24 protein-coding genes are annotated in these 26,297 nt (G+C 54.6%); 10 read left to right on the top strand and 14 right to left on the bottom strand.

The window, feature by feature from the left end; all coding sequences use genetic code 11:
- Positions 1-70: 70 nt before the first annotated feature.
- The 8 genes from AC2FF7_RS03465 to AC2FF7_RS03430 form a co-directional block, all read right to left on the bottom strand.
- Positions 71-1,663 (bottom strand): GMC family oxidoreductase, encoded by a 1,593-nt coding sequence (locus AC2FF7_RS03465; protein ID WP_496905198.1) that lies wholly within the window; start codon positions 1,661-1,663, stop codon positions 71-73.
- Positions 1,663-2,775, bottom strand: a complete 1,113-nt coding sequence (locus tag AC2FF7_RS03460) for an ABC transporter ATP-binding protein (protein WP_170352692.1) — start codon at positions 2,773-2,775, stop codon at positions 1,663-1,665. The genes AC2FF7_RS03465 and AC2FF7_RS03460 overlap by 1 nt, the downstream gene beginning before the upstream one ends.
- A gap of 6 nt (positions 2,776-2,781) precedes the next feature.
- Positions 2,782-3,663, bottom strand: coding sequence for a carbohydrate ABC transporter permease (locus tag AC2FF7_RS03455; protein ID WP_353393358.1), 882 nt, complete (start codon positions 3,661-3,663; stop codon positions 2,782-2,784).
- Positions 3,663-4,556 carry a carbohydrate ABC transporter permease gene (locus AC2FF7_RS03450; protein ID WP_170750476.1) on the bottom strand — a complete coding sequence of 298 codons (894 nt, stop codon included), beginning with the start codon at positions 4,554-4,556 and terminating at the stop codon, positions 3,663-3,665. The genes AC2FF7_RS03455 and AC2FF7_RS03450 overlap by 1 nt, the downstream gene beginning before the upstream one ends.
- 101 nt (positions 4,557-4,657) lie before the next feature.
- Positions 4,658-5,908 carry an ABC transporter substrate-binding protein gene (locus AC2FF7_RS03445; RefSeq protein ID WP_170750475.1) on the bottom strand — a complete coding sequence of 417 codons (1,251 nt, stop codon included), beginning with the start codon at positions 5,906-5,908 and terminating at the stop codon, positions 4,658-4,660.
- Between the two features lie 622 nt (positions 5,909-6,530).
- Positions 6,531-7,238, bottom strand: coding sequence for an IS6 family transposase (locus AC2FF7_RS03440; protein WP_170756398.1), 708 nt, complete (start codon positions 7,236-7,238; stop codon positions 6,531-6,533).
- A gap of 199 nt (positions 7,239-7,437) precedes the next feature.
- On the bottom strand, positions 7,438-8,244 hold the full coding sequence (locus AC2FF7_RS03435) for a phytanoyl-CoA dioxygenase family protein (protein ID WP_496905197.1): 807 nt from the start codon (positions 8,242-8,244) through the stop codon (positions 7,438-7,440).
- Between the two features lie 4 nt (positions 8,245-8,248).
- The gene (locus tag AC2FF7_RS03430; RefSeq protein ID WP_480869220.1) at positions 8,249-9,307 is read right to left on the bottom strand and encodes an L-idonate 5-dehydrogenase; all 1,059 of its coding nucleotides are present in this window, start codon (positions 9,305-9,307) and stop codon (positions 8,249-8,251) included.
- A gap of 69 nt (positions 9,308-9,376) precedes the next feature.
- Between AC2FF7_RS03430 and AC2FF7_RS03425 the strand changes: the two genes are divergently transcribed.
- Positions 9,377-10,144, top strand: a complete 768-nt coding sequence (locus AC2FF7_RS03425; protein ID WP_170750467.1) for an SDR family oxidoreductase — start codon at positions 9,377-9,379, stop codon at positions 10,142-10,144.
- 47 nt (positions 10,145-10,191) lie between these two features.
- On the opposite strand, the gene AC2FF7_RS03420 is transcribed toward AC2FF7_RS03425, so the two are convergent.
- The 5 genes from AC2FF7_RS03420 to AC2FF7_RS03400 are packed head-to-tail and all read right to left on the bottom strand — an operon-like array spanning position 10,192 to position 15,126.
- Positions 10,192-10,782 carry a LysE family translocator gene (locus AC2FF7_RS03420; RefSeq protein WP_170558336.1) on the bottom strand — a complete coding sequence of 197 codons (591 nt, stop codon included), beginning with the start codon at positions 10,780-10,782 and terminating at the stop codon, positions 10,192-10,194.
- Positions 10,783-10,798: 16 nt separating this feature from the next.
- Positions 10,799-11,722, bottom strand: a complete 924-nt coding sequence (locus AC2FF7_RS03415) for a 2-hydroxyacid dehydrogenase (protein WP_170750465.1) — start codon at positions 11,720-11,722, stop codon at positions 10,799-10,801.
- A complete protein-coding gene (locus AC2FF7_RS03410; protein ID WP_058277425.1) occupies positions 11,715-12,563 on the bottom strand; it encodes a fumarylacetoacetate hydrolase family protein in 849 nt (282 codons plus the stop codon). The genes AC2FF7_RS03415 and AC2FF7_RS03410 overlap by 8 nt, the downstream gene beginning before the upstream one ends.
- Before the next feature lie 11 nt (positions 12,564-12,574).
- Entirely contained in the window at positions 12,575-14,371 is a 1,797-nt protein-coding gene (locus AC2FF7_RS03405; RefSeq protein ID WP_480869223.1) for an IlvD/Edd family dehydratase, read from the bottom strand.
- Positions 14,368-15,126 carry an SDR family oxidoreductase gene (locus AC2FF7_RS03400; RefSeq protein WP_170396183.1) on the bottom strand — a complete coding sequence of 253 codons (759 nt, stop codon included), beginning with the start codon at positions 15,124-15,126 and terminating at the stop codon, positions 14,368-14,370. Before AC2FF7_RS03400 ends, AC2FF7_RS03405 begins: the two co-directional genes overlap by 4 nt.
- A gap of 190 nt (positions 15,127-15,316) precedes the next feature.
- Between AC2FF7_RS03400 and AC2FF7_RS03395 the strand changes: the two genes are divergently transcribed.
- Positions 15,317-16,201 carry an NAD(P)-dependent oxidoreductase gene (locus AC2FF7_RS03395; protein WP_496905196.1) on the top strand — a complete coding sequence of 295 codons (885 nt, stop codon included), beginning with the start codon at positions 15,317-15,319 and terminating at the stop codon, positions 16,199-16,201.
- Positions 16,198-17,166, top strand: coding sequence for a D-erythronate dehydrogenase (gene denD, locus AC2FF7_RS03390; protein WP_496905195.1), 969 nt, complete (start codon positions 16,198-16,200; stop codon positions 17,164-17,166). The genes AC2FF7_RS03395 and denD overlap by 4 nt, the downstream gene beginning before the upstream one ends.
- On the opposite strand, the gene AC2FF7_RS03385 is transcribed toward denD, so the two are convergent.
- Positions 17,163-17,813 (bottom strand): GntR family transcriptional regulator, encoded by a 651-nt coding sequence (locus AC2FF7_RS03385; RefSeq protein WP_170558351.1) that lies wholly within the window; start codon positions 17,811-17,813, stop codon positions 17,163-17,165. The genes denD and AC2FF7_RS03385 overlap by 4 nt on opposite strands.
- A gap of 197 nt (positions 17,814-18,010) precedes the next feature.
- Here AC2FF7_RS03385 and AC2FF7_RS03380 point away from each other — a divergent pair, with 197 nt between their 5' ends.
- From AC2FF7_RS03380 to AC2FF7_RS03350, 7 genes are all read left to right on the top strand, one after another.
- Positions 18,011-19,024 carry a TRAP transporter substrate-binding protein gene (locus tag AC2FF7_RS03380; protein ID WP_170558353.1) on the top strand — a complete coding sequence of 338 codons (1,014 nt, stop codon included), beginning with the start codon at positions 18,011-18,013 and terminating at the stop codon, positions 19,022-19,024.
- A 79-nt stretch (positions 19,025-19,103) separates the two neighbouring features.
- The gene (locus AC2FF7_RS03375; protein ID WP_496905194.1) at positions 19,104-20,273 is read left to right on the top strand and encodes a mandelate racemase/muconate lactonizing enzyme family protein; all 1,170 of its coding nucleotides are present in this window, start codon (positions 19,104-19,106) and stop codon (positions 20,271-20,273) included.
- 16 nt (positions 20,274-20,289) lie between these two features.
- Positions 20,290-21,132 carry a TRAP transporter small permease subunit gene (locus AC2FF7_RS03370; protein ID WP_170558357.1) on the top strand — a complete coding sequence of 281 codons (843 nt, stop codon included), beginning with the start codon at positions 20,290-20,292 and terminating at the stop codon, positions 21,130-21,132.
- Positions 21,132-22,754 (top strand): TRAP transporter large permease, encoded by a 1,623-nt coding sequence (locus AC2FF7_RS03365; protein WP_170558359.1) that lies wholly within the window; start codon positions 21,132-21,134, stop codon positions 22,752-22,754. The genes AC2FF7_RS03370 and AC2FF7_RS03365 overlap by 1 nt, the downstream gene beginning before the upstream one ends.
- A 10-nt stretch (positions 22,755-22,764) precedes the next feature.
- Positions 22,765-23,715, top strand: coding sequence for a phytanoyl-CoA dioxygenase family protein (locus AC2FF7_RS03360; RefSeq protein ID WP_170750458.1), 951 nt, complete (start codon positions 22,765-22,767; stop codon positions 23,713-23,715).
- A 24-nt stretch (positions 23,716-23,739) separates the two neighbouring features.
- Positions 23,740-25,242 (top strand): UxaA family hydrolase, encoded by a 1,503-nt coding sequence (locus tag AC2FF7_RS03355; RefSeq protein WP_058277416.1) that lies wholly within the window; start codon positions 23,740-23,742, stop codon positions 25,240-25,242.
- Positions 25,239-26,243 carry a Gfo/Idh/MocA family protein gene (locus AC2FF7_RS03350; protein WP_058277415.1) on the top strand — a complete coding sequence of 335 codons (1,005 nt, stop codon included), beginning with the start codon at positions 25,239-25,241 and terminating at the stop codon, positions 26,241-26,243. Before AC2FF7_RS03355 ends, AC2FF7_RS03350 begins: the two co-directional genes overlap by 4 nt.
- Positions 26,244-26,297 lie beyond the last annotated feature (54 nt).

Raw genomic sequence — 26,297 nt, 5'->3', positions numbered from 1 at the left:
CCAAGCCGAGCCCGGGAAAGCCATTTCCAAAATGCACTAAAAGTTCGCGTGTTCGCAGCTGCGCGAGCGGTTAAAGGGACATACCGTGATCCAGTTTGATCATGTCGGCAGCTTTTTCACCGATCATGATTGAAGGGGCATTGGTGTTCGATGAGTTCACCGTGGGCATGATTGACGCATCCGCAACCCGCAATCCATCGATCCCATTGAAGCGCAGACGTGGGTCCAAAACCGCACCGTCATCCACCCCCATGCGGCACGTCCCGGCACAATGGTGCGATGTTTTTGAGTGCACGCAAATAAAGTCGAAATAATCCTGATCTGTTCGAATATCCGGCCCTGGCAGTCGCTCGGCTAGAATAAAGGGCTTCAAAGCGTCTTGGGCGCGAATGCGTTGCACCAGCTTTAACCCACGGATCGACATTTCTCGATCATAAGGTTCCGCCAGATAGTTCGGGTCGATCAAGGGCATCGCCATAGGGTCCGAACTTTGCAAACGCACTGTCCCGCGTGATCGTGGACGCAAGAAACATGCGTTGAGTGTGACGCCGCCGTTCGGCATAGCCTGAACCCCGGCCTCAATCCCCGTCCCCAGGCCCAGATGCATCTGTATGTCGGGTGAACGAGCCTGTGAATCTGCATACCAAAACCCGCCAGTCTCGAACAGGCTCGACGCAACAGGGCCATTTCGCGTGAACACGTATTTCAACGCAGCCAGAGCCGAAAAGGGCAGCTTGGCAAACCGATCATACGTATGCGGACCGGTGACCTCGCAGATTGCGTATAGATCCAGATGATCCTGTAGGTTCGCACCAACCTGTGGCTGATCGTATGTGACTTTAAGCCCCAAAGACTCCAAATGATCGGCGGGGCCTATACCGGACAGTTGCAGAAGACGCGGTGACCCAATGGCCCCGCAGCAAAGGATCACCTCGCGCGCCGCGGTCAGGACCGAGCCATCCATCATCTCTATCCCGGCCACCCGTCCATTTTCGACCACCAGTCGATGAACCTGCGCGCCAGTACGAATGGTTAGGTTTTGACGGTTGCGGTTCGGAGCAAGAAACGCCATCGCCGCCGAAGACCTACGTGCATTCCTCTGGGTCAGTTGGTAATAGCCTGCCCCATCCTGATGATCACCATTAACATCGTACGTTTTGGGAATACCGACCTGCCCGGCGGCCTCGATGAAGGCATCGCAGATCGGCAAGGGCGCGACAGGCCTGGAGACCCCCAACGGCCCGCCTTTGCCGTGGAACTCATCCTCGAAACTGTCATTGTCTTCGGACTTGCGGAAATACGGCAAAACGTCGTTGTAACTCCATCCGACGCAGCCCATTTGTCGCCAATCATCATAGTCCTGCGCCGCGCCGCGGGTGTATATCTGCGCGTTAATGGAGGAGCCGCCCCCGATCACCTTGGCTTGGGTGTAAGGAAACACTTTGTTCTGCATGTGCCTCTGCGGCACGGTGGTCCATCCCCAACTGCCTATGCCCTTGGTCATCTTGGCAAACCCGGCAGGCAGATGAAAAAGCGGGTGCCGATCCGACGATCCAGCTTCAAGCAATAGGATCGTGGCCGAGGTTTCTTCGGACAAACGCGCCGCTATCACCGACCCGGCCGAGCCCCCGCCGACCACTATGAAATCATACCCTTCGGGCATCACGGCGTGATCCGCATCTCACTTTCGGGATCGAACGCCACAGCCTTTTCCATGTTCACTGCAAAAGTGAAATCCTGCCCCGGCGCGACCTCGGCGTCCGACCGCATGCGAGCGATTACGTCCCGCCCACCCAACTGCATCGATACGAACGTGTCCGAGCCCGCCGGTTCGGTCACAACAATCCGATTGCCCATCTGAGCAATGTTCGAGGACTTGCGATCCGCGCCATCCATATCAGTGATCGTTTCAGGGCGAATGCCCAGCAGGATTTCGCGCCCGTCCCACGCGGCCAGGTTATCTTGACTGAACGGTAGCTGTGTCATGGACCCGTCATGGACGGCCACCTCGGCATGGGGTCGCCCGTTCAGCACCACCACTTTGGCCGGCACCACGTTCATCGCGGGCGACCCCATAAAGGTTGCTACAAAGATATTGGCGGGTGTGTCGTAGATCTCTTGCGGCGTACCCAATTGTTGAACGTAGCCGCCGTTCATCACCGCGATGCGGCTGGACAGCGTCATTGCCTCGATCTGGTCATGGGTCACGTAGACAATGGTCGTGCCAAGATTCTGGTGCAGCTTCTTGATTTCCGTCCGCATGTCCACGCGTAGCTTGGCATCGAGGTTCGAGAGCGGCTCGTCAAACAGAAACACATCAGGGTTGCGCACCAAGGCCCGCCCCATTGCAACGCGCTGCCGCTGACCGCCCGACAACTGGCCGGGCTTGCGGTCCAGCAACTGCTCAATCTGCAACAGCTTGGCAACCTCGGCCATGGCCTTTTCACGTTCGGGCTTGGGCACGCCGTGCATCTCAAGCCCAAAGGTGATGTTCTGCCCAACGGTCATGTTTGGGTACAAAGCATAGCTTTGGAACACCATGGCGATGTTGCGGTTCGACGGGTGGACGCCGTTCATCACCTGATCCTTAATGCGGATTTCACCGCTGGTGATTTCTTCCAACCCCGCGATCATGTTCAGCAGGGTCGACTTGCCGCAACCCGAAGGGCCAACCAGCACCAGAAACTCGCCCTCTTGCACCGAGATATCGACCTTGTGCAAAACCTCGACCGCGCCATAGGATTTGGTCGCGTTGTCTATGTCTAGAAAACCCATGAGGTCTTATCCTTTCACCGAACCCGCCATCAGGCCGCGGACGAAATACCGACCGGCCACGATATAGACGAGCAGAGTTGGCAGGGCCGCCAAAATGGCCCCTGCGAAATGAACGTTGTATTCCTTTACCCCCGTGGATGACTGCACCAGATTGTTCAGCGCCACGGTCATGGGTTGGCTGTTGGCATCCGCGAATGAGGCCCCGAACAGGAAGTCATTCCAGATATTTGTGAACTGCCAGATGATCGACACCACGGCGATCGGTCCTGAACTGGGCAGCAGGATGCGCCAGAAGATCTGAAAGAACCCTGCGCCATCGATTTGTGCCGCCCGGATCAGCTCGGTCGGGAAAACGGCGTAATAGTTGCGGAAATACAGCGTGGTAAATCCGATACCATAAACCACATGCACCAGAGCAAGGCCCCATGTGGTGCCCGCCAGACCCATCAGGCCCAGCATCCGTGCCATGGGTATCAGTACGATCTGAAACGGGATGAAACAGGCAAACAGCATCAGTCCGAACAGGATGGTGTCGTACTTGAACCGCCATTTGGTCAGCACATAACCGTTCAGCGCTCCCAAAATGGTCGAGACGATCACCGCCGGTACCACCATTTTGATCGAATTCCAGAAATAGGGCTTCAGCCCGGTCGGATCGACCCCGATCTGGGCCGAAGACCACGCCTTGAGCCAAGGCTCAAGCGTGAAGACCTGCGGCAGGTTCATCATGCCGCCGCCAGTGATCTCTTCCAGCGGTTTGACCGAGTTCACCAGCATCACATAAAGCGGCAGCAGGTAGAACAGACCAAACAGCAGCAACACCAGATAGATCAGCGTGCGGGTGACGCGGCCCGTGCGAATTGCGGTATCTTGCGAGGCTTGAGACATCAGCGTTTCTCCCGCAATTCGGCATAGAGATAGGGGATCATGATCGCCGCAATTGTCATCAGCATGATCGTGGCCGAAGCCGCGCCGATGCCCATCTGGTTCCGCGTGAAAGTGTAGGAATACATAAACGTCGCGGGCAGTTCGGTCGCCCGGCCCGGCCCGCCACCGGTTAGGGCAATCACAAGATCAAAGGTCTTGATCGCAAGATGGCTGAGGATCACGAAGGCCGACAGGAATGCTGGGCGCAATTGCGGGATGATGATCCGGCGATAGAGGTTCCAGTTCGAGGCCCCGTCCATCTGCGCCGCGCGCAGGATTTCATTGTCGATGCCTCGAAGACCGGCCAGAAACATCGCCATAACAAATCCACTGGTTTGCCAGACAGCGGCGAGCACAACAGTATAGATCGCAAAGTCGCGGTTCTTTATCCAGTCAAACTCGAAACTGGTCCAGCCCCATGTTTGCATGACGTTTTCCAGCCCGATACCGGGGTCTAGAAACCACTTCCACGCGGTGCCGGTGACAATGAAACTCAGCGCCATGGGGTACAGGTAGATCGGGCGCAGCAACCCTTCGCCGCGGATTTTCTGATCAAGGAAAATCGCCAGCCCAAGCCCTATACAGGTGCAGATCACGATATAAAGCCCCGCGAAAATCCCCATGTTCTTCAACGAGATTTCCCAATGACTTAGCCGCCACAGTTTGTCGTAGTTTTCCCAACCAACCCAGCCATATGTCGGCAGAATACGGCTATCGGTAAAGGACAGGTAGACCGAGAACAGAATGAACCCGTAGACAAAGACCAGCATCATCGCCAGCGACGGCGACAAGACCAGCTTGGGTATCCAGTTCTGCAGACGAGTTTTGAAATCCGCGTCGGCCGATGAAGCCATGGCGCGCCCTCCTGCTTGGCGTATTGGGGAACCGGGGGCTTGTCACCCACGGTACGACAGGGCGATTTTCAGGCCGCCCTATCGAAAGGATCACAGGTGGATCACTTGGCGATCGAGACAGCGTCGACCAGCTCGGTCACAGCGGTTTCGCTGTCATATTCGCCGTTAAAATGCGCGGTCACCACGTCATAGATCGCGTTTTTCACCGATGCAGGTGCTGCATGGCCGTGCGCCATCGAACCGAACAGGTTGCCAGAAGACGCTGCGGCAGCCAGATCTTTCATGCCTTGCTGACCACAAGCGTCCAGATCGCTGCCATCCACGTCGGTCCGGGCCGGGACGGAACCCTTCACCTTGTTGAACGCAATCTGGAAGCTCGGCGACAGAATGGCGCTGGCCAACGCGGCCTGTTCGGCCGAAACCGAACCGCCTTGGTCGAACATCATGAACTGGTCGGCATTGAAGGTGACTTGATCTTGCGTACCTGGGAAACGGAAACACAAAAAGTCCTGCCCCGGAACTTTACCGGCGTTTAGGAATTCACCTTTGGCCCAGTCACCCATCATCTGGAAACCAGCCTCTCCGTTGATGACCATGGCGGTGGCCAGGTTCCAGTCACGTCCCGAGAAGTTCTCATCCACGTTGTCGCGGACAAAGGCCATACGGTCGAAGGCTTCTTTCATGGCGTCACCGCCCAGCGTATCCTCGTCCAGATCGATAAAGGCGGCCTTATAGCCGTCCGGCCCCAAAGTGGACATCGCAATGGCGTCAAACACGGTTGCATCCTGCCACGCCTGACCGCCATGCGCGATCGGAGTGACCCCGGCCGCTTTCAGGGTCTCGACCGCCGAAACGAACTCATCCCAGTTGGTGGGTTGCGCGATACCGTTTGCATCCAGAACCGCCTTGTTCGCCCAGACCCAGTTGGTCGAGTGCACGTTCACCGGGGCCGCAACCCATTTGCCGTCGCTCTTGGCGAAGGCTTTCAGCGCATCCGGGACCACATCGTCCCACCCTTCTTTCGCGGCGACTTCGTTCAGGTCTGCCAAGGCACCCTGATTGGCCCAATCCAGAATATCAAAGCCCAGGGCCTGAACGGCAGTCGGTGCATTGCCGGCCGTGACACGGGCGCGCAAAACGGTCATAGCCTGCTCACCGCCGCCACCGGCAACCGGCATATCGGTCCATCCGATACCCTGCCCAGACAGGTCGTCCTTAAGTACGTTCAGCGCGGCAGCTTCACCACCCGAGGTCCACCAATGCAGAACCTCGACCTCTTCAGCTTGCGCCAGGCTGGTCGTAGCCAGTAGCCCTGCCACAATCAGAGACTTCGTCTTAAGCAGATTACGCATTCTTGTTTCCTCCCTAAATGCGATATCGTTTCATGGACCCTTTGCAGGCCCTTTGTCTTGCGTGTTGCATTACCCAACTGTCCCAGACATCGCCGGGACGAAGGATCGCCCAACTCACCTCGAAGACAAAACGAACAAGTCATGTTCGCTGTCCCTCCCGCGTCTGACTGGCCCTATGCGGTCAATTCAACCAGACTTTGATCCATCAGGCCCCGCTTCTGAACGGCGGGCGCTTCAAAGCAAAAATGACATCGTCACCCTGATCTCTGCCGATGGACTGTAAGCGCTATCATTGGTCACCAAGAATGGTTCGTCCAGTGTTTTCATAGACAAGCTGAGCATAACCGATGCAGGCGACCGCTCTGTGCTGTCTGGAAAAGACCGAAGAATGACCGGTTGGTCCGACACCTTACATCGCCACACAACTTCCAACGGAGTTATAATCACGCGAAATCGGGCCGCATTGGATGTTGCGGTTAATCAGAAATCCGAGTGGTTTAATTACAAGGTGTGCAGATTGCGATTAGGCGCGCGTTTGACCAACGCTTCAACCTATGTGCGCAAGTGGCGGTGCTGTCAGACGAATTCGAACCAGTCTCAGTTTGCCGCGGAAACTGCGAACCTATCCGGAACAAAGTTGACGCCACTCGGCGAGAGCAGCGCTGCGGGTCAGCTTGAAGATGTCTCGGCTGGTTAGCGATCTTTCTTGGTTGAAGTGATTGTAGACGGAGGAATGGACGGAGGCGAATTTCTGTAAACTTCGCATGCGCCTGAAACGCTGCATCGCGCGCTCTCTTCGTCGGAAAGGCAGGTGCGAGTTCTCGACGCGGTTGTTGAGCCACCTGCCCGTCCTTTGTTTTTCGGTAGCGCCAAGCTCTCTGAGAGCGGCCCGGTACGATGCGAAGCGATCCGTGACAACGGTTCCCGCTTTACCGTATCGCTTCATCAATTTCTTGAGGAATTTCAGTGCTGCAGCTTTGTTTCGGCGCTTCGTGACAACGGCTTCCAGCACCTCGCCTTCGTGATCAACAGCCCGCCAGAGATAGTGGCGTTTGCCATTTACCTTCACGAAAACCTCGTCAACGTGCCACTTCCATTTTGAAAAGGCTCGGAGTTGCTGAACACGCTTTCGTCTGATCTCGGCAGCAAACATTGGGCCAAACCTGTTCCACCAATATCGGACAGTTTCGTGACTCACGTCGATGCCTCGCTCATGCAGCAGATCTTCGACATTCCGAAGCGAGAGTGGAAACCGAATATACAGCATCACCGCCAGGCGGATGATCTCAGGACTGGTTTTGAAGTACTTGAAGGTGGCAGGTTTGGTCATTCCTAACTGCTATGCACCCGCCCTGCCCCGCTCAAGCAAAGTTAATCTGACAAGACCCCGTAGACTTCCTCTGCAACTTTTCGCCCAGTGGAAGAAAAGCTTAGCGACTATGTTAACTTTTAATTGTCTACTAGTTTTCGCGATTCAGGGCGGTTTCCCGGTCGATATAGCAATGGGTCTGAGCTCGAGAAGGGAGTCATTACACTCCGGCGAAGAGTATTTGTTTCTTGCGATCTGCATCCCTTTGACACAAAACGAAATCGTTCTCATGCAAAAAGCCCTGAGGAGAGGACGCAACTAAAAAATGCCCAAAATCATCTCGCCCTGCGACTAGCGCAACCAAAGTTTTCAATCCGTTTTGCTGTTTCATTGAGGGCTTTATGAAACGCAACGCCACACCAATGCGTCTATCGTCCGTGTTATTGGGCCCTGATGCGTGAAAGAGATGCCCGTGATGCATGGATGCCTGCCCTGCACGCAATTCGGCAGCAACTGCATCTTTTTCGTTCACATCGACTGCGATTTCCTGCCCACGTGACAAAAGATTGTTTTCGCTGGAGGTGTCCACGTGAGGCACGATCCGGCTTTTATGGCTGCCAGGAACAAACCTCATACACCCGCTTTGCTCAGACGCTTCTGAAATCGCAACCCAACAGGTTACCTCTTCAGCATCATCCAAACCCCAATAGGTCAAGTCTTGGTGCCACGAGACTATCTTCGATGATCGCGCTTCTTTTACGAAAAGTGCACCGCTCCAAACCATGAGGTCCGGCCCCAACACTGTTGAAGCAGCCTCAATCAGCTTCGGATGGCGAAGAAGTGCATCGAATGATGGTATCAGCCTGTCTGGATAAGAATATAGAAGCTTGAGTTTCTCTGGGTCGTCTCTGAGAATGAGCTCTGCTTTCTCAAAATCATCGCGCAGCGTTTGGACCTCGGAAGCTGTCAGGATATCCAGCGGAGCTACGAAACCGTCTCTTTCATAAGTCTTTGCAATATCACGCATTCGCCTATCCATCGTCATTTTCCGGAAACGTTAACTGCACTTTCATTGATTGGCTTCGATCAGACGCGACCTCAAAGGCAGTAACAGCCTCGCCAACTTCGAAGGAATGCGTCACCAACTGGTCGACGTTTATTAGTCCGCTTCGCATCATCTCGACCGCGACTGAGAACTCGGAATGGAAACGGAAAGACCCGCGAAGCACTATCTCTTTTGCAGTCAACGCCTGCATTGGCACAGTCATATCTCCACCCAGACCAAGCTGAACCAATGTTCCACCCGGTCGCAAGCATGCGACGCCAGAAGCCAGAGCCGATTGAGCCCCAGAACACTCCAGTTGGACATCAACCTGGCCCTTGTCGTTTTCAAACTGCTCCAGTTTTTGCGGATCGGCGTAGGTGTTGATGACATCGTCTGCCCCGCATTCACGCGCCAGAGCGAGGGTCTGGTCCGAGATATCCGTCGCCACTATTCTGGCCGCTCCAGAACGGCGTACCGCCAAGATCGTGAGGCAGCCAATCGGGCCGCATCCCGTTAAAAGTACCGTTTTGCCTAAGAGGTTCCCGGCTTGTTTAATCGCGTGCAAACAGACAGCCAGAGGTTCGGCCATAGCGGCCTGCGCAGGGCTCAACCCATCTGCCGGAACACATTGACTGGCTTTCGCCACGAGTTTGCTTTGAAAAGCGCCTTGGATATGCGGGAACGGCATCGCGCTGCCATAGAACTTCATATCAAGACAGTGGTTTTGCTGCCCGTTCAGACAATAAATGCAGGCTTGGCAAGGGCGGGATGGAGAAACTGCAACCAGTTGGCCTAAGTGCAGCCCCTGCACACTTGACCCGACTTTCACGATTTCTCCGGCGACTTCATGTCCTAGCACCATCGGCTGACGCAACTTGATCGCACCGAAACCACCGTGGTTATAATAATGCAGGTCAGAGCCGCAAATCCCACCCGCGCGCATGGCAATCAAGACTTCGTCTGGCCCCACGTCGTGTACGTCCCGGTTTTCCAACCTCAGATCTTTTGCGGCATGGATAACAACAGCAACATTGGCCGAAGACATTGCACAGACTCCCTATACATATTGCCAAAAGATACGGATAGTCGGTGCTGACAACCAAGGGGTTTTTGCATGATGCTTGAAATGTTCAACCTAGAGGGAAAACGCGCACTAGTAACAGGCTCTAGCCAAGGCATTGGATTTGCGTTGGCCCGTGGCTTGGCTGCCGCCGGTTCGCAAGTCGTTTTGAACGGGCGCGACACCGCGAAACTAGCGGCAGCGGCATCCGAGTTGAGCGAAACAGGCGCCTCGGTACGTCAACTTTCGTTCGATGCAACCGATCATGAAGGTGTCCGATCTGCCGTGGACAACTTTGAAGACAATGTCGGCCCCATAGACATCCTGATAAACAACGCCGGAATGCAATACAGGACGGAGCTACAGGATTTCCCCGCTGATGCCTTCGAGCACCTACTACAGACAAATGTAGCGTCCGTCTTTCATGTCGGTCAGGCTGTGGCACGGCACATGATTGAAAGAAAGTCAGGCAAGATCATTAACATTGCGTCGGTTCAATCCGCATTGGCAAGACCGGGTATTGCGCCTTACACGGCGACAAAAGGTGCCGTGACCAACCTTACAAAGGGAATGGCGACTGATTGGGCTAAGTATGGCCTAAACTGCAATGCCATTGCGCCTGGATATTTCGATACACCTTTGAACGCCGCATTGGTTGCTGACCCTGAGTTTAGTGCATGGCTCGAGAAACGCACCCCGGCCGGTCGCTGGGGCAATGTGGAAGAACTTGTCGGCGCCGCCATATTCCTTGCCTCCCCTGCATCCAGTTTCGTTAATGGACATACTCTCTACGTTGATGGCGGAATAACGGCGTCACTTTGATTTGTGTCTTTCAACCGTCTGCTAGGTACGACTGACGCAGGCTTTGTTTAAAGCGCCGACGCCAAAGCAGTCACCACAACAACCATCAATGAAGCCGCCATCGCAAAGTTGATCCTTTGATGTGATCTCTCACTTAAATCAAGGCTGCCTAGCTTTGCGCCAGCACCCAGCCAGATCATGTGCACTGGCACCCAAACCATATTGAATATTACGATTTTTATGACGACCTCCCAAACGGGCGCATCGGGCAAAAAGGCAAACCCTGAAAACAATGCAGTGCCAACCACGTAAGCCTTGGGATTAATGAACTGAAGTGTCAGCCCGTTCGCAAAACCAAGTGGCGAGACCGCGGGGGAAAACCCGACCTTTGAGCCAGCTCTTGCAATACGCCAGGCAAGAAATCCCAAATACCCAACAGAGGCAAATAGCAGCAAAGTTCTAAGTACCGGTATAGCCAAAGCTACTGCAGCGACTCCAGAGACAACAAACATCATGTTGATGAACCCGCCCAGCATCAAACCGGCCACAAAAGCGAGCCCAGCTCGAAAACCAAATGCTGATCCAATACCCGCAGTTGTCAAAACACCTGGGCCAGGCGTAATCAGCAGAAAGAAAACCGCAACGGCAAACTCAAACACTATTCAGATTGGCCTTCTACAGATCTCTGCATTCCGGCACAGCTGTGATCACCGATCCGTCCTTAAGGTGTTGCAGGAGATTGTCGACAGTTAGTTCACCCATAGCTGCACGTGTCTCAATAGTCGCGCTACCAGCGTGAGGGAGAAGAACGACATTGGACAACTCGCGCAATGCTTTTGGAACGCGCGGTTCGTCTTCAAAAACATCAAGCCCTGCCCACCCGAGCTCACCGTTTTGCAATGCATTGATTAGGGCAGTTTCGTCGACAACCGAACCTCGACTAACGTTTATAAGAGTGCCCCCTGCCCCCAACGCGCGCAACACCTCAGCGTTGACCAGCCTATTGGTCGACGGGCCGCCGGGCGTGATGCATATGAGGACATCCACATGTTCTGCCATTTCAACCAAACTGTCGAAATATCGGTACGGGACATCCTTTTGATTGCGGGTATTATAAGAGATTTCGGGGGCCCACGGCTCCAACTTATCAACGATCGCCTGACCAATGCGACCAAGACCAAGAATGCCTATTCTTTGATTGTCCGCTGATCGTGTCAAAGGGGCATTACCTTCAACTTCCCACCGTCCGGACCGAACGTAATCGTCGTCACGTACGAGCTCTCGATAACATGACAGCAACAGCAAAACGGCGGTGGTTGCGACTTCTTTGTTCAAAACATTCGGTGTGTGCGTCACGACAATCCCGCGCTCAGCCGCGGCATTTGCGTCGACGGCGTCGTAACCGACTCCATAGACGCTGATCATCTTCAAACTGCTGAGTGATGTCATCAGGTCATGCGGAACGCCATCATGCCCATTTGTAACGATATGTGTTATACTATCCGCGCTGAAATCGTCCAATTGATGAATATTGAACACTGTGGCCAGGCGTTCTCGCATCCGTTCAGTGATCCCTCCGATTTGCAATAAGTCAGTCATCTTGGCCGACCTCTTGCCGCTGAACGCCAAGCCCATCGATACGAAGCTCCATGACGTCGCCTTTTTTCAGGTAAACTGGGTCCGGTTTGATCCCCATTCCAACACCGGGCGGTGTTCCAGTTGAAATGACGTCGCCGGGATGCAGTGTGAAAAGTTGGCTTAGATGTTCAATGATCTCGGCAACGGAAAAGATCATCGTAGCAGTATTCCCGGTTTGCATGCGCTGACCGTTTACATCCAGTGACATACCAAGACTTTGAGGATCCGGCACCTCATCCCGGGTCACTAGCCAAGGGCCAGTAGGGCCAAATGTGTCGCAAGACTTGCCTTTGGTCCATTGACCGGTCAGTTGAGTTTGAAAATGCCTTTCCGACACGTCGTTTACGATGCAATAGCCGGCAACGTATTCGAGCGCGTCGGCCTTGGAAACGTATTTGACTGTTTTGCCTATGACGACGCCCAGTTCGCATTCCCAGTCGGTGTGTGTAGATCCCCGCGGCATGACAACTTCGTCATATGCCCCAATGACCGCTGAGTTAGCCTTGAAAAAAAGTATCGGATGCTCGGGAATATCTGCGCCGGTTTCTGCTGCATGGTCCGAGTAGTTCAAACCGATGCAAAGAAATTTACCGATGTCACCGACACACGGTGCGATACGAGGGTCACCCTCTACAATTGGCAGGTTGTTCGGATCCAATGAGCGCAGGTTATCAAGCGTTCCGTCATCCAACATATCACCCGTAATATCAATGATATGAGCGGACAGATCCCGCAATTGGCCCTCAGCGTCGACCAACGCAGGCTTTTCCGAGCCCTCTACTCCGTAACGAACAAGTTTCATTTCTGTTCCTTTTAGTGATTGTCGCGTGGCATGAATCCTCGCGCGATATCGTGGTAGTTTTCTGCCCCCTTGAGCGTCATACCGCGATCCAACCGATCTACTTTTTCGCGGAAAATTTCCTGCCACGGGGATTGGTTGGGCGGCATTAAATACCCACCCTTTGCCTCCAGATCGCGGGCGCGTTCATGCAGTTCTTCGAGCGAAACCAGCATATCTGCTGTGCCTTTGCCAAGATCGATTCGCAGTCGGTCACCATTTCGCACTAAGGCCAACCCACCACCCTCTGCAGCTTCGGGTGAAGCATTCAGGATAGACGGGCTTCCTGATGTTCCGGATTGCCGTCCATCACCGATGCAAGGAAGGGCTTCGATGCCTTGTTTCAACAAATATGCGGGCGGACGCATGTTCACGACCTCTGCGGCACCTGGGTAACCTTTTGGTCCTGCTCCGCGCATAATCAGAATACAGTTTGCGTCGATGTATTCTTCGGGATCATCGATCCGATGGTGAAAATCCTCAGGCCCATCAAACACAACCGCCCTGCCCTCAAATGCATTAGGATCATCCGGGTTCGACAGGTAGGTCTGTCGAAATGACTGTGAGATCACAGATGTCTTCATAATCGCACTCTCGAACAGGTTACCCGAGAGATTGATGAACCCCGCCTGTTGTTTAACCGGGCTATCAACAGTCTTGATTACTTTGCTATTCTGAGACCGGCGCGCCGAGCAATTATTGCCCATCGTCTTGCCGTTCACCGTTATCGCATCGGGATGCGGCAGCAATCCAGCGTCAAGAAGCTCTCCGACAACGGCGGGTACACCTCCGGCCTGTAGGTAATCTTCGCCCAGGTACTCACCCGCAGGCTGCATGTTAACCAACAGTGGAACGTCGTGGCCAAGTTTCTGCCAGTCATCGTTGGTCAACGGAACACCAAGATGCCGGGCGATTGCATTCAGGTGGATCGGCGCGTTCGTCGATCCGCCAATCGCAGAGTTGATAACAATCGCATTCTCAAAAGCCTGACGTGTCATCACATCGCTCGGGCGTAGATCCTCCCAGACCATGTCCACAATGCGTTTACCCGTTTCATAACTGATTTGACCGCGCTCTCTATACGGGGCTGGAATGGCTGCTGATCCGGGCAATTGCATACCCAAGGCCTCAGCAAGCGAATTCATGGTCGTTGCTGTTCCCATCGTATTGCAATAACCCACCGAAGGTGCTGCGGCGGCTGCGATCTCCATGAACTCATCGGTGTCTATTTCGTCAGCCGCAAGGTCTTCGCGCGCTTTCCAAATAACCGTTCCCGATCCGGCGCGCTCACCTTTCAACCAGCCGTTGAGCATGGGACCGACCGACAGGGCAATCGCCGGGATGTTGACGGTCGCAGCGGCCATAAGAAGCGCGGGCGTGGTCTTGTCGCAACCAATGTTCAGAACAACGCCATCAATCGGATACCCGAATAGACTCTCAACCAAGGACAGATAAGCCAGGTTGCGGTCGAGTGACGCCGTTGGCCGTTTACCTGTCTCTTGTATCGGGTGGACCGGTATTTCGATGCACGTTCCCCCGGCGGCGATGATTCCATCGCGAACACGTTTTGACAATTCGATATGATGCCGATTACAGGGGCTCAAATCACTGCCGGTCTGAGCAATGCCAATGATCGGTTTGCCTGATTGCAGTTCCTCACGGGTCAATCCGTAATTCAGGTATCTTTCCAGATACAATGCCGTCATCTCAAGGTTCTCAGAATTCATGAACCACTTGCGAGATCGCAAATCTTTTTTTGATACTTTTGTCATTGGCCTGACCAACCCCCGTCAATTATGTGCGTGTGTCCAGTGGTGAATGCACTTTCATCGCTCGCCAGATAGACGACCAATGCAGCAATCTCTTCTGCTTTCGCTACACGCCCCATAGGCTGTCGCGCCACAAATTGTGCAAGGGCCTCTTCTCTGCTGCCCAGTTGCTCGCCCAACGCATCTACGCGGTCACGCCAACTGGGACTGTCGACTGTTCCCGGACAAATGCAATTGCACCGGATTCCTTTTGTTATGAAGTCCACGGCTACCGATTTCGTCAGCCCAACAACAGCGGCTTTTGTCGTTCCATATACAAAACGATTTGGCGCACCGATTATGGAACCCAGTGCGGAAGACATATTGATTATCGAGCCTCCTCCGCGCTCTAGCATTCCCGGCAATACAGCCTTTGTCGTGCGCACCATTGAGCGCACATTAAGGTCCATGGCGAAATCCCACTCTTCATCGGTTGCATCCAGAATAGTTCCGTGATGCACGAACCCTGCGCAGTTGAACAAAACGTCCGGCTTCGCTCGCGCGACCCCATGATGAATGCTGTCATTATTCGTCACATCCATCTCGAAAATTTCGAGATTTTCGAGATTCTGACCGCGAATCAAATTTAGTTTTTTGGGGCTAATATCCGTCGCATAGACTTTTGCACCCTCTCTTGCCATTGCAATTGCGCTTGCAAGTCCGATCCCCTGTGCGGCGGCTGTGACCAGGACGCTTTTTCCCTTAAGTCTTTCTGACATATAAATATTCCGACCTCAAAAGTGGCGACTGGACAAGTGTTACGTCGTCCCACAGATCAACCGAGAAGCAAAGAAACCTTGGCGGATTTGCAACGACTTCTGGCATGTGGGCACAGAGCCGTTAGCGTATGACAGAGATTTTGGTTTGGCCATAACCATGCGTGGCGCACCTTCGGAAGGACAGTAGATGATGAGCAAGCAGTTCAAAGTGGCTCTGTTGGGAACCGGCCTGATGGGAGCTCCTATGGCGCGGAATATTTTGCGCGCCGAGTTTCCGCTCACTGTATGGAACCGCAGCTTGAAAAAGGCAAACCCGTTGGCAGCAGAAGGCGCGACATTGGTGGAAACTGCCCCGCTGGCGGTTTCGGGTGCAGACGTAATAATAACCATGCTCTCGGATGGATACGCGACCGGCGCGCTACTTGCTGACGAGGCTTTCCGCGAGCAACTCAAACCGGGGATGATCTGGATTGATATGTCGAGCGCCAAACCCGAACACGCAAGAGAGCAATCCGCGCAGCTTTCCTCGATGGGGGTGCTGCATCTGGACGCCCCGGTTTCCGGTGGCACCAAAGGTGCCGAAGCTGGCACCCTTGCGATCATGGTCGGTGGCGGTCAGGACGTTATGGAGCGCGTGCGACCGGTTCTGACAGCAATGGGCCGGCCTGTGCATGTTGGCCCAAGTGGTTCTGGTCAATTGTGCAAATTGGCCAATCAAACAATTGTCGCTGTAACAATATCGGCAGTCGCCGAGGCGACTCTACTGGCTCAGCAAGGCGGTGCGGACCCCACCGCGTTGAGGACCGCACTAAAGGGGGGCTTTGCGGATAGTATTATCTTGCAACAACATGGCGAACGCATGTCTGATGGAAATTTTACACCCGGGGGTTTGTCTAAGTTTCAACTAAAGGATTTGGACAATACGCTAGAGGAAGCGGGAAGCCTTGGCGTTGAGCTACCTAGCACCCGATCTGTGCGCGACCGTTTCGAATATCTGATAGACGAAATGGATGGGGCCGAACTGGATCATTCGGCTTTGTATCTAGAACTCAAAAAACGGAACGGAATGCTGTGACGCGGATCCTGATTATAGGCGGCGGAGGAATGCTGGGCCAGAAACTGGCCCATCGCGTGTCGATCCAAGAAACCTTTGGAGCCGATGCCCAAGTCTCACTGTTCGATCTCTCGTTCCCGCCCGACAGTGCGGCAGGTAATCAAATTGTGGGGAACTTGACTGCGACAGGCATAGCTAAGTCTTTTGCTATGCAGCGGCCAGACGTCATTTTTCATCTTGCAGCTATCGTTTCAGGCCAAGCTGAAACAGACTTTGCGTTGGGTTGGGATGTAAACCTTATGGCAACGTGGGCACTGCTGAACGCACTTAAGGATGAACACGAAGCTTCAGAAAGCGAGTACACACCTCGCCTGGTTTTTGCCTCGTCCATAGCAGTTTTCGGGTCACCATTCCCCGAAAAGATAAGCGATGAATTCCTCTCGGCACCTTTGACAAGTTACGGAGCGCAGAAAGCGGCGGCTGAATTGATGATCACGGATTTCAGCAGGAAAGGATATATCGACGGTATTTCCTTGCGCTTGCCCACTTTGTGTGTGCGCCCGGGCAAAGCCAACGCTGCCGCTTCGTCCTTCTTTTCAGGTATAATCCGAGAGCCATTGAATGGGGATGAGGCTGTCTTGCCAGTTGCCGACACCGTTCGCCACTGGCACGCCAGCCCCCGCGCCGCTGCGACTTTTTTGACCCACGCAGCAACAATGGACACGCAGCTTTTGAATGACAGACGCGCATTGAACATGCCTGGCGTAAGTTGCACCGTCGCCGAACAAATCGAAGCTCTGCGCAAAGTGGCCGGCCAAGAAGCGGTTGGCCTAATCAGGCAAGAACCCGACGAGACAATCGAACGAATAGTCAAGAATTGGCCGCGAGACTTTCAAACAGATCGCGCTCTGGATTTGGGGTTCAAGGCGGAATCAAGCTTCGACGAAATCATTCGCGTGTATTTGGAAGACGATTTTCGGCTTTAGTCGCCCATCGTCTTTCCAGTTAGATGGCGTTCCAGATGGTCGTGAATTTTCTCTCGTGTTAACTGCTCATCCCCTGACAATGCTGCTTCAAGTATATCGGCATGGTGTCTTATGTTCTGAGAAATGAATTCAAAGTTCCGGTCTGCCACCATCAACTGCTGTCTGAATTGCGCGTAAACTCGGCTATGCATTTGTTTTAAAGTTTCCGAGCCACAGGCAGAAATAAGTGTTTCGTGAAATTCCTTTTCCGAGGCAAACCATATCTCGATAAGGCCGCTCGGGTCGTCTGTGGCGTGAATGCGTTTTTCGATATGGCTAAGTTTGTGATGTGCGGCCGTCAATCTTGCTTCCCAATCCACCCCGCCATTACGGATCGACATTGCGGTGCCTTCGGCCTCCAACAGAACACGGACGTGCGTCAATTCGATAAGCTTCTGCGGCGAACGCATTGGCACGCGGAAACCTTTTTGTTCCTGAAAGTCCACCAAACCAACAGCGGCCAAACGAAAGAGGACTTCACGAACGGCGCTCGCAGAACAGCCATACACTTTACGAAGTTCTTCAGCCCGCACCTTGGCTCCATGCTCGAATCCATTAGAGATCAGGCGCATCTTAAGATCTTGATAAATATCTATTTCGTCGTTCATTCCAGTATGCACCTTCAAGTTTTGTCCAAGTAGCGTCCTAACCTTATTTTCGAATTATCGCAAGAATCTCGAATTTTTTTAAAATTTCAATTTTTTCTTGTTGCATTCGATTCGTCGGCTTAACGTTTACCTGCGCGACAGCAAAGGAGGCGGCAAGATCTTCCACACCGCGCACGCTCAACGTCTGGGAGGACAATATGAAAATAGTCAAGACAGCGGCCCTGGCGGCCGTAGCCACGACAATGGCAGCCGGTTTCGCGATGGCTGAAACAACGAAGCTTAGAATTCAAACCCATTTTTCGCCCGAAACTCTGTCAGGCCAGATGGCTGCAAAATTCGTTGAAGACATTCAGGAAATGTCGAACGGCGAAATCGAAGTTGAAATGTTCTATTCCTCTTCGGTGGTCAAATCAGTTGAAACCTTCGATGCCGCAGCTACCGGAATTCTGGATTGCGACATGACGGGCGGCGGCTATCAGACCGGTAAAAACCCGGCCTTCCAGTTTGCGGGCGACCTGCTCGGCGGATATCAGAACCCATATCAGCAAATGGCTTGGCTTCTTCATGGCGGCGGAAGAGAAGCTGTAAATGATTTATACAACGGCTACGACATGGAATTCATCGGATGGTGGATTCCCGGGCCGGAGTCGCTTTCTTCGACCAAGCCGATTGCAAAAGTGGACGACTTCAAAGATTGGAAATTCCGCTCCCCTCCAGGCCTTGCGACCAAAGTGTTCGCGGAACTTGGTGCTTCTCCGATCGTTATGGACTTCAACGAAATCTTCACAGCTTTGGAAACCGGCATCATTGATGGTGCGGATGCTGCGAACCTGACGAACAATGTGGGCCTGGGCCTGTACGAGATCGCAGGTCACACAAACTATCCCGGTTTCCACTCGATGCCCGCGGACCACCTTGCCTGTCGCAAAGACGTTTGGGAAGCAATGCCCGCGCACCATAAGAAGATTATGGAAGTCGCAATGGATAGCCTGGCATTGCACAATGCGACCATCAACGAAGTGCAGAACGCTCAGACTGCAAAAGACCTGAAAGCAAAAGGCGTTCAGTTGTACGAATGGTCGCCTGAAGATCTGGCAGCCTATCGCGCGGCCGTTCAAGTCGGGTGGACTGAGTTCGCAACGACCCCTGAAGCACAGGCGCTGCTGGAAAGCCATATCAACTTCCTGCGTGACCTGGGCGCGATGCAGTAGTCAGGCTGCGACCGACTTACGACACACGGAAAGGCCGCACTAGCGGCCTCTCCGGTTCGGCGCCGGGATCCAGAGCTTCATGAAAATCACCAGAATAATAAGTCACGTACTGCAGTACGACATGCCGGAAGTTCTGGGCTACTCGCAACAGTATTATGACAAGCGTACAACTCATCTGGTCGAGGTTCAGACAGATGAACTGGTAACTGGTTGGGGGGAGTGCTTTGGTCCCGGAAACGTAGCCATTGCCAACAAATCCATCGTGGAAAAGGTCATCCAACCAATGGTTCTTGGCATGGACCCTTTGGACAAAGACGTGATCTGGCACAAGGTGTACAACCTTTTGCGAGACCATGGCCAAAGCGGAATGCCAATACAGGCTTTGTCCGGTGTGGACATCGCACTTTGGGACATCACCGGCAAAATCTCTGGCCTCCCCCTCCATAAGCTTGTCGGCGGCGCACATCGCGCAAGCGTTCCTTGCTACGGCTACGGCATGATGCTCAGGGATGAACCGATTTCCAATCTGGCCAGCCGTTTTGAGGATGAAGCCTCAAAGATCAAGGAGATGGGATTCACCGCCACCAAAATGAAAACGGGCTTTGGCCCGAAGCCTGATGTGAAGCTGTGCGAAGCCGTTCGACGCGGGGTTGGTGACGACTTTCCCTTTATGGTCGATGCAAACCATGCCTATACGACTTCGGACGCATTCTACGTCGGTCGGTCGCTGGAAGAACTGGACGCATATTGGTTCGAAGAACCCGTCGCGCCAGAAGACATTGACGGATACCGCGAATTGCGCACTTCGCTGAAAGTCAACATTTCGGGCGGTGAGACGGTATTCAATCGCTGGGCCTGGCGCAGTCTTCTTGAAAATCGCGGCATCGATATAGCGCAGCCAGAAGTTTGCGCTTTGGGCGGTGTTTCAGAGTATCTCAGGGTACTGGCCCTATGCCACGCACATTTCACTCCGGTCGTAAATCACGTCTGGGGTAGCGCCATCGCTGTCGCAACTAATCTGCAGTTACTGGCGGCCATGCCAGCGATTCCAGGCGGCTTGCATCCGTGGGAGCCGATGCTGGAGTTCGACACAACGGACAACAAGTTTCGGGACGATCTGCTGACCGTACCGCTGGGAATTCAAAATCAGGTCAAGGCCAACAACGGTCGTGTCATGATACCGACTGGGCCCGGACTGGGTGTCGAGCCGGATCGAGACTTTATCGATCACTACAGGATCGAAGGATAGGGACGAGGGTTACGCGATGCACAAGAATTCAGGCGGACCAATTGAATGGCTCATACCGTTGGCCTTCGTAGCGACGGCCAGTTGGCTTGTTTGGCATCTCCCTGCATTCCTATTGGATTGGCTGCCCTACACCTCTGAATCCCTCAAAAGTCAGGTAACAGAAATATATCTGCGCAGCGACATCACGCCCGAATTGTCTGGCGTGTTCGGGGGTTATGTCGACATCATCGACGTCGCCGCGCTCGTCCTTCTACCGTTTCTTGCAGTGATTGGCACCAAGACAGTGCGCCCAGCGACGATGGAGTTCGAAGGCACGACGGTTATGGATCGTTTCGCCCTGTTCATAGGACGAGTTACGATGATGATGATCGCAATCATGACTGTCGTCATGCTCTACGAAGTCTTCATGCGCTATATCCTGGAAAAGCCGACCGAGTGGGCCAACGAAATGACACTTTGGTTCGCCAGCTTTGTGTTTTTGATGTCCGGCTACTACGCCATGCAGCAACGCAGTCACATTCGAATATTCCTGCTCTACGACGCAGTTCCACGTTGGCTTCAACGCGTTTTTGATACGGTTTCGACAATACTGATCGTGCTGTTTGCCTTCTTTTTGGTCTACGGCAGCTACAAACAGGTGTTCGTCAACAAGCTCTATAAATGGGAGCTTTATGGCTCAGCCTTCAATCCTCCGATCCCGGCGACGTTGCAGCCGATGGTGCTGATCGTGATTACGCTCGTCGCAATGCAAGCAATTTTGAACTTGATCGCTGATTGGAACAAAGAACCGGAAATCCACACAGATGAACCGGACGAAGACGAAATTGAAATGATCAAACGAGCGGTGGGACAAGACTGATGGATATTGGAACAATCTCACTCATTCTGATGGTCGCCCTGATCGTGCTTCTGGCGATCGGAATGCCCTTGGGTCTGGCCTCGGCTTCGCTTGCGGTTCTGGTTCTTGTCCTGAAGTTCGAACCGACACTGCTTTTGAACCCGTTTTCATTCGGCGACGGGGTTCTCACCGGTCGGCCAGGGACTGGGCCGCTCTATATCCTGGCACAGAAAATATACGGGCTCTTAACGGACTACGTGCTCATATCAGTGCCATTGTTTATCTTCATGGCGTCGCTGCTAGAGCGGTCCGGGATCGCGCGTGACATGTATTCGTCGCTGAATGTCTGGCTGTCCAGAACACGCGGCGGCATCGCGATCGTGACCTCGATCATGGCGGTGATCATGGCAGCCATGTCCGGCATAATCGGTGGTGAGGTTGTCCTGCTGGGACTTATCGCCCTGCCCCAGATGCTGCGCCTAGGGTACGATCAAAATCTCGCGATCGGCGTCATCTGCGCCTCGGGTTCGCTGGGCACCATGATCCCTCCCTCCATCGTTCTGATCATCTATGGGCTGATCACCGAAACCTCGATCAAGTCGCTGTTCACCGCGTCTTTCATTCCCGGCTTCATGCTGGCCTCGATGATCATCCTGTACATCATCATCCGCACGCAGTTGAATCCTCATCACGCTCCGCTGCCGGAACCGGATCCGAACGACCCCGAACCGGCCGAAAAACGCAAACTGTTTGGGGCCTTCATGAGCATCGTCGTCGCCGGATTTTCCACCGTTCTGTTTATCCGGGCCGCGTTTTTCGAGCTCTCAGGCTCGAACGCTGCCAGCCAGGGCGAGCCCGCGAGGCTGGGAACGGCTGACTACATGCCCTGGTTTGCCGGCATCACGATCGTTGCCCTTCTGCTGATCTTCTTCGTCTTTGGCAGAGAGCGCGCTAAAATCGGGTGGGAAATGGGCAAAGGCCTCGTCGCTCCGCTGGTCGTCATCGGCGTCGTGCTCGGCTCGATCTATGGCGGGATCACAGGCATCACCGAGGCTGCGGGCATGGGCGCCTTCGCCGTTCTGATTATCGCCATCCTGCGGGGCGAAGGATCGTTCGAGCTGGTTTGGGACAGCTTGATGCGAACCCTAAAATCCACAGGCACCATCATCTGGGTTACGATCGGGGCCGCCGCGCTGGCGGGTGCCTACACCATTGCTGGCGGGCCCCAATACGTGGCTGACCTAATCGTCGGCCAGGAGCTGCCAACCATGCTGGTCATTCTGGTGATGATGCTGATCTTGCTGTTCATGGGCGCATTCATGGATTGGGTCGGCATCGTGCTGTTAATTATTCCGGTCTTTCTGCCGATCGTCCTGCGCCTTCCTATCGAAGAAATCGGAGTCTTTGGCCAGTTGGAGCCGAGTCATGTCGCCATCTGGTTCGGCGTCGTGTTCTGTATGAACATGCAGGTCAGCTTCCTCTCGCCCCCATTTGGCCCGGCCGCGTTCTACCTGAAGTCGGTGGCCCCGCCACATATCAGTCTGACGGATATCTTCCGCGGCTTCCTGCCATTCATCGGGATCCAGTTGCTGGCGCTTTCCGTTCTTCTGATTTGGCCGGGCATAATCGCGCTGCTGTTGTGAGGTCGCACCCATGCTGACACAAGATCAGATTGGCAAGTTCCAGACGGACGGATACCTCGTGGTCGAGGATGTTATCCCTGCCGATGTCCTTGATCGTGTACAGACCGAATACTCGGATGTCCTGAGCCGGCTCTATGACGGTTGGTACGAAAAAGGGCTGGTCAAGGACGAACCGTCTGGAATGACCTTCTGGGACAAACTTCTGTCCGCTTATCAGGCCGGTTGCGACTATTTCCAGCCGCTGGACATCTCGTTGCCCGGCGATCGGATCATGGCGGACACACCGTTCCATATCGGGCCTGCAGTGTTCGACTTGCTAACGGCCCGGCCCATGCTTGACATTGTCGAGCAGTTGATCGGGCCAGAGTTGGTGAGCAATCCAATCCAGCACGTTCGGCTGAAGCCCCCCGCTCTCAAGCTGTCCAAGGATGAGGTGCGCGCGCACATCACAGCGACGGACTGGCATCAGGACCGGGCGGTTGCGTTGGAGGATGCGGATCAGACCGACATGGTCACGGTGTGGATTGCCGTCAACGATGCAACGCTCGAAAACGGCTGCCTGCAAGTGCTGCCAAAGGCACAGGACCAATCCATCCTACCGCATTGCGCGCGGACGCAGACTGGTATTGCCGACGGATTCATTGACGAAGGCCGGGCTGTGCCCCTTCCTGTCAAGGCGGGCGGGATCATCCTGTTTCACCCTCTGACGCCACATGCTTCGCTGGTCAATGAAACGGACCGGTTCCGCTGGTCGTTCGACGTTCGCTTCAGTGCGGCAGGCCAGCCCACCGGTCGAGACCATTTCCCCAGCTTCATCGCGAGGTCCAGATCGCACCCCGAAACCGAACTGCGAGATTGGCGTGTCTGCAATTCCAATTGGGAAGCGGCGCGAGCAAGGCTGTCCGGACAACCGCACATAGATATTCACCGATGGACATCGGACTCACCATTCTGCGCCTAGCTGCTGCCGCCAGGAAAGCTAATTATGACTTTTGTACGTTTAGATCGAACGGATAGCGTGGTTGTTGCAACTCGGTCCCTGGAGGCCGGCAGTATGGTGGAGGATGTCATGACCAATACGCGCATCCCCTCGGGACACAAGGTCGCCACGCGGAATCTTGCACCCGGCGATCCTGTCAGAAAATACGCCCAGATTATCGGTTACGCCACCCAACCGATCGAACCTGGCGACCATGTGCACACCCACAATATCGAGTTCCGCAACACTAGTGTGGACTACGAGTTTGCGACGGATCACAGGCCCATGAAACCCGCCACCTCGGTCGATACGTTCATGGGCTACCACCGGGACAGTGGTCGGGTCGGCACGCGCAATTACATCGCGGTTCTGACAACAGTTAATTGTTCGGCGACTGCGGCCCGTATGATCGCCAACCACTTCACGCCGGACAAGTTGGCCGAGTTTCCGAACGTCGACGGCGTGGTGGCCTTTGTCCACGGAACGGGCTGCGGAATGGCCGATTCCGGCGACGGTTTCGAAGCACTTCAACGGGTCATGTGGGGGTTTGCGAAACATCCCAACCACGCTGCCGTTCTAATGGTCGGTCTGGGCTGCGAGATGAACCAGATCGACTGGCTGCTGGACGCATATGGTCTGAAGCAAAGTCCCACCTTCCAGACGATGAACATCCAGAACGTCGCCGGATTGCGCCGGACCGTGGAAGCGGGCATCGGCAAGATTAACAAGATGCTGCCCATTGCGAATGAGGTGAGGCGCAGCGAAGCCCCGGCGTCTGAATTGATAGTTGCGCTGCAATGCGGTGGATCGGACGCTTGGTCAGGCGTGACCGCAAACCCTGCGCTCGGACACGCCTGCGACCTGTTGGTTGCCCAAGGCGGCACCGGTGTCCTTGCGGAAACGCCCGAAATCTACGGAGCCGAACATCTTTTGACCCGCCGCGCCCTTGGTCGCGTAACTGGGCAAAAACTTATCGGACTGATCGATTGGTGGCAGGACTATACCGCTCGCAATCACGGCTCGATGGACAACAACCCAAGCCCCGGCAACAAGCACGGGGGGCTGACGACCATCCTTGAGAAATCGCTGGGGGCAGCGGCGAAGGGTGGAACCACCCCTTTGACCGGTGTATTCAAATACGCTGAACCCATCACCGCCAAAGGCTTCACCTTCATGGACAGCCCCGGATATGACCCGGCCTCGGTGACCGGGCAGATCGCGGCCGGGTGCAACCTAGTGTGCTTCACCACGGGGCGCGGCTCTGCCTTTGGGTCCAAACCAGCGCCCACGCTGAAAATCGCTACCAACTCTGAGTTGGCAGCGCGCATGCCTGAAGACATGGACGTGGATACGGGTGATATTCTGACCAAAGGTGCCAGCGTCGAAGAAAAAGGACAGGAAATATACCGGCGGCTGCTCCAAGTCGCCTCGGGCGCGCGAACCAAGTCCGAGGCGCAGGGCCTGGGTGACTACGAATTCGTTCCTTGGCAAATCGGAGCGGTGATGTGAAACGGATCCTTGTAGCTGGCGGCGGGTTGATCGGCATCCGCCACGTCCGCGCCGTGATTGAGCATCCCGACTGCATGTTGGTCGGGTTGGCCGATCCAGATGGTTCGATCCAGATCGACGCGCCGCGTTTTGCCAGTATGGACGAGGTGCAGAGCCCCGTAGATGGCGTCATCATCGCGACGCCCACCCGCCTGCATGCCGAACATGGCATTCTAGCCGCATCCCGCGGTTGGCACATGCTGATCGAAAAGCCGGTTGCCGCATCGGTCGATGATGCCCTGCGCCTGAGAACGGCCGTTCGCCAGGCCGATGTCCGCAGCCTTGTGGGCCACCATCGGCGGTATCATACAACCTTGCAGCACCTGAAAGAGGTGATCGCGCAAGGTACGATCGGACAAGTCATCAACGTCTCGTTGCTGTGGGCCATGCGTAAACCCGAGAGCTATTTTGAACAGAACTGGCGGACTTCTGATGGCAGCCCAGTCATGATCAATCTGGTGCATGATATCGATGTCCTGCGGTTTGTGATCGGAGAAATCTCGGATGTCGTCGCCCTGCCCGGCGCGTCGATCCGCGGATCGGATCGGATAGAAAGTGGGGCTATCGCGACCGCGTTCGAAAACGGCGCGACGGGCACTATCAGCTTTGCCGACACAGCACCCAGCCCTTGGGGGTTTGAGGCTGGAACCGGCGAGAACCCGAACATCGGCACGACCCACCAGGACATGATGTGGATCACGGGAACCAGTGGTGCTGTGAGTTTTCCCTCCATGACTCTGTGGCGTGGAAAGGATTGGGGGACTGCGGCCCAAAAGGACCAGCTTACACGACCGGAACAGCAACGCGCACCATTGGAGGTGCAACTGGATCATTTCCTTGACGTGATCGACGGCGCCCCTCCACTGATCGACGTCGAGGATGCAGCCCGGACGCTCGAGGTCACATCATGGATAGAAGAGGGGCTAAAGGCGCGAACAACTCGAGCGCGGGCGCCGGCCTGATGGACATGCGGCCCGGCAAAATACCGGACCACTCAAAAATCAATGATATTCCAC

It is taken from the genome of Ruegeria sp. YTSC325 (assembly GCF_059609525.1).
This window is presented reverse-complemented; position numbering and strand designations above follow the sequence as displayed.

Excerpts from the sequence above, each read along its gene's own strand:
- AC2FF7_RS03385 (WP_170558351.1), bottom strand. The coding sequence starts at position 17,813 with ATGAACGACGAAATAGATATTTATCAAGATCTTAAGATGCGCCTGATC.
- AC2FF7_RS03395 (WP_496905196.1), top strand. The coding sequence starts at position 15,317 with ATGAGCAAGCAGTTCAAAGTGGCTCTGTTGGGAACCGGCCTGATGGGA.
- AC2FF7_RS03375 (WP_496905194.1), top strand. The coding sequence starts at position 19,104 with ATGAAAATCACCAGAATAATAAGTCACGTACTGCAGTACGACATGCCG.
- AC2FF7_RS03430 (WP_480869220.1), bottom strand. The coding sequence starts at position 9,307 with ATGTCTTCGGCCAATGTTGCTGTTGTTATCCATGCCGCAAAAGATCTG.
- AC2FF7_RS03465 (WP_496905198.1), bottom strand. The coding sequence starts at position 1,663 with ATGCCCGAAGGGTATGATTTCATAGTGGTCGGCGGGGGCTCGGCCGGG.
- AC2FF7_RS03425 (WP_170750467.1), top strand. The coding sequence starts at position 9,377 with ATGATGCTTGAAATGTTCAACCTAGAGGGAAAACGCGCACTAGTAACA.
- AC2FF7_RS03455 (WP_353393358.1), bottom strand. The coding sequence starts at position 3,663 with ATGTCTCAAGCCTCGCAAGATACCGCAATTCGCACGGGCCGCGTCACC.
- AC2FF7_RS03435 (WP_496905197.1), bottom strand. The coding sequence starts at position 8,244 with ATGCGTGATATTGCAAAGACTTATGAAAGAGACGGTTTCGTAGCTCCG.
- AC2FF7_RS03400 (WP_170396183.1), bottom strand. The coding sequence starts at position 15,126 with ATGTCAGAAAGACTTAAGGGAAAAAGCGTCCTGGTCACAGCCGCCGCA.
- AC2FF7_RS03380 (WP_170558353.1), top strand. The coding sequence starts at position 18,011 with ATGAAAATAGTCAAGACAGCGGCCCTGGCGGCCGTAGCCACGACAATG.
- AC2FF7_RS03450 (WP_170750476.1), bottom strand. The coding sequence starts at position 4,556 with ATGGCTTCATCGGCCGACGCGGATTTCAAAACTCGTCTGCAGAACTGG.
- AC2FF7_RS03370 (WP_170558357.1), top strand. The coding sequence starts at position 20,290 with ATGCACAAGAATTCAGGCGGACCAATTGAATGGCTCATACCGTTGGCC.
- AC2FF7_RS03445 (WP_170750475.1), bottom strand. The coding sequence starts at position 5,908 with ATGCGTAATCTGCTTAAGACGAAGTCTCTGATTGTGGCAGGGCTACTG.
- AC2FF7_RS03460 (WP_170352692.1), bottom strand. The coding sequence starts at position 2,775 with ATGGGTTTTCTAGACATAGACAACGCGACCAAATCCTATGGCGCGGTC.
- AC2FF7_RS03365 (WP_170558359.1), top strand. The coding sequence starts at position 21,132 with ATGGATATTGGAACAATCTCACTCATTCTGATGGTCGCCCTGATCGTG.
- AC2FF7_RS03415 (WP_170750465.1), bottom strand. The coding sequence starts at position 11,722 with ATGACTGACTTATTGCAAATCGGAGGGATCACTGAACGGATGCGAGAA.
- AC2FF7_RS03410 (WP_058277425.1), bottom strand. The coding sequence starts at position 12,563 with ATGAAACTTGTTCGTTACGGAGTAGAGGGCTCGGAAAAGCCTGCGTTG.
- AC2FF7_RS03440 (WP_170756398.1), bottom strand. The coding sequence starts at position 7,238 with ATGACCAAACCTGCCACCTTCAAGTACTTCAAAACCAGTCCTGAGATC.
- AC2FF7_RS03360 (WP_170750458.1), top strand. The coding sequence starts at position 22,765 with ATGCTGACACAAGATCAGATTGGCAAGTTCCAGACGGACGGATACCTC.
- AC2FF7_RS03355 (WP_058277416.1), top strand. The coding sequence starts at position 23,740 with ATGACTTTTGTACGTTTAGATCGAACGGATAGCGTGGTTGTTGCAACT.
- AC2FF7_RS03405 (WP_480869223.1), bottom strand. The coding sequence starts at position 14,371 with ATGACAAAAGTATCAAAAAAAGATTTGCGATCTCGCAAGTGGTTCATG.